Source organism: Actinoplanes sp. NPDC048791 (genome assembly GCF_040650095.1).
In the GTDB taxonomy this organism is placed as follows: Bacteria; Actinomycetota; Actinomycetes; order Mycobacteriales; family Micromonosporaceae; genus Actinoplanes.
Map to the genome: position 1 here is coordinate 1 of NZ_JBEZGQ010001199.1, position 2336 is coordinate 2336.

The 2336-nt window shown below is 73.5% G+C and carries 3 protein-coding genes; all 3 read right to left on the minus strand.

All coding sequences use genetic code 11. The annotated features are described in order from the left end of the window. On the minus strand, positions 1 to 275 hold a 275-nt coding region (locus AB0C29_RS44265; RefSeq protein WP_360833789.1), incomplete at its 3' end, for an MFS transporter. Then, positions 272 to 859 carry a helix-turn-helix domain-containing protein gene (locus AB0C29_RS44270; RefSeq protein ID WP_360833791.1) on the minus strand — a complete coding sequence of 196 codons (588 nt, stop codon included), beginning with the start codon at positions 857 to 859 and terminating at the stop codon, positions 272 to 274. The genes AB0C29_RS44270 and AB0C29_RS44265, both read right to left, overlap by 4 nt. Before the next feature lie 39 nt (positions 860 to 898). Then, positions 899 to 2113, minus strand: a complete 1215-nt coding sequence (locus tag AB0C29_RS44275; RefSeq protein WP_360833792.1) for an MFS transporter — start codon at positions 2111 to 2113, stop codon at positions 899 to 901. Between the last annotated feature and the right edge of the window lie 223 nt (positions 2114 to 2336).

The window sequence follows — 2336 nt, forward strand, 5'->3', positions numbered from 1 at the left end:
GTGTCGGCCAGACCGAGCAGCAGCAGGCCGGCGGCGCCCGCGACCGCCGAGGCGATCAGCACCGGCCGGCGCCCGAGCACGTCGGCCAGCCCGCCGGTGGGCAGCTCCAGCACGGCGATGGTGAGGCCGTAGGCGACGCCGACGACCGCGATCGTCGACACCGTCAGGCCGCGGTCGAGCATCAGCAGGACCAGGGGGACCAGGTAGAGCCCGGCCGGCAGCCAGAGCAGAGCGTTCAGCAACGCGTAGCGGCGCGCGGCCGCGACGGCGTTCATCGGTCCGCGGCGCGCGGGAACCCGGCCACCACGACGGAGACCACGGCGGCTGCCGGATCGTCGGAGTCACGGGCGCGCAGTTCGTCGAGGTGGGCGTAGAAGCGGTCCCAGAGTTCGCTCAGGGACGTCTCGGTCAGCCGTACCTGAAGGTCGCCGATGCCCGCGGCCTCGACCCACGCCGGGGCGAGCTGGTCCTGCTCGGCCTCGAAGCGTTCGACGTCGCCGATCAGGACCTCGACCTGGCGGCGGCGCATCATCGCGGCCGCTTCCCGGCCGGCGTCGGTGGCCGCGAGCTGGGTGTTGCTCCAGCCGGTCGTGCGGTGCACGGCGGCCCAGCGGCGTTCGCGGGGATGTCGGCGCTCCTGCGGCTCGGCCGGCGCCTCGGCGACGAACCCGTGCTTGGCCAGGATGCGCAGGTGGTAGCTGGTGGATCCGGTCTCGGTGTCGAGCCGGTGGGCCAGCTCGGTGGCGGTCGCCGGGCCGTGCCGGCGCAACAGCGCGAGCATGCGCACCCGCAGCGGGTGGGCGACGGCCTTGAGGTCGGCGGGATCGGTGACGTGGCGGTCCTGCTGAGGGTCGGTCATGGGCTCACCCTAGACCATGCAGAGACTTTTATGCAGAGATTATTCTGCAAGGATTCCGACAGGGCGGCGCCGGGCCGCCCACCGCGTCACCGGTACGGTGGCCAGCCCGGCCGCCGCGATCAGGACGCCCAGGATCAGCCAGCCCGTCGCGCCGTACCCGAGGATCAGACCGGTCAGCGCGGCCGGGCCGAGGATCCGGGCCAGTGGGATGCCGCTGTTGTACATGCCCTGGTAGAGGCCGTGGCGTCCGGCCGGGGCCAGCCCGAAGCTGAGTTCCCAGCTGCCGGCGGCCTGCAACATCTCGGCCAGCACCTGCAGCAGCCCGGCCACCACGAGGACCGCGCAGGTCAGCCCGGGGGAGGGAGTGCTGTCCGTGAGCGCGAAGACGGCGCAGGCGCCGAGCATCACCAGCCCGGCGGTACGGACGGTGCGCGCCGCCGACGACACATCGGTGACCCGGCGGGCCACCCGCATCTGCAGGAGCATCACGCTGACCGTGTTGAGCGCCAGCACGACCGCGGCCATCCACGTCGGCGCCTCGGTGGCTGCCACGATCCACAGCGGAATCACCAGGCTGAGCAGCGGCATGTAGAGCAGCATCACGGCGTTCAGCAGGGTCAGCACCGCGTACGGGCGGTCCCGCAGGACCGTCAGCGCCCGCTCGCCCCCGGCCACCGGCGTCGGCGCCGTGCCGCCCGGCAGCCGGCTCAGCAGCAGCGCGGCGATCCCGAACGCGACGGCGTCGAGAGCCAGCACCGTCACGTACGCCGCCCGGGTGTCCAGGGCGAGAGCGATCGCGCCGACGACCGAGCCCAGGGCCAGCCCGCCGTTGATCCGCGACTGCAGCCGGGCCCGGACCCGGGTCCGTTCCGCGGGCTCGACCAGCCGGGTCAGCAGCGCCTGGCGGGCGGCGATCAGGCCGGACTGGCAGACGCCGTACGCGCAGATGACCACCAGGAAGGCCGGGAAACCCCGCGCCACCGGCAGCACCGCCACCGCCACCGCGGTGCCCGCCGCCAGGGCGACCGCCGCGCGACGAGGGCCGATCCGGTCGGCCAAATGGCCCAGCGGCATGCTGGCCAGGAACCCGGCGCCCCAGGCGAGCGACATGCCCAGCCCGAACCGGGTCGCGGACAGCCCGACCACGTGCGTGAAGTACAGCGCGAACGTGACGTAGAAGGCGCCGTCCCCGATCGCGTTGACCAGGTGGGTCCGCGCCAGCGTGGTGGCGACCCCGGCAGTGTCGGCGCTCATGGTCTCCACCTTCGGCGGTGATCGGTACGCCGCAGAAGTGCCAATGACCGCCGAACCGTTCGGGCCAATCCGGCTCAGGCGGTGAAGCAGCGGGCCAGCCGGTGCAGTGCCTCGGGGAGGCGGTCGGTGGGGATGCTGCCGTACCCGATCACCAGGCCGTCGCGTTCCGGCGGCGCCGCGCAGAAGTCCGCCAGGCTCTGCACGCCGACCCCGGCGCGCTCGG

What these genes read in the sequence shown, in the direction of transcription:
- AB0C29_RS44270 (WP_360833791.1), bottom strand. Translation starts at nt 859, where the DNA reads ATGACCGACCCTCAGCAGGACCGCCACGTCACCGATCCCGCCGACCTC.
- AB0C29_RS44275 (WP_360833792.1), bottom strand. Translation starts at nt 2,113, where the DNA reads ATGAGCGCCGACACTGCCGGGGTCGCCACCACGCTGGCGCGGACCCAC.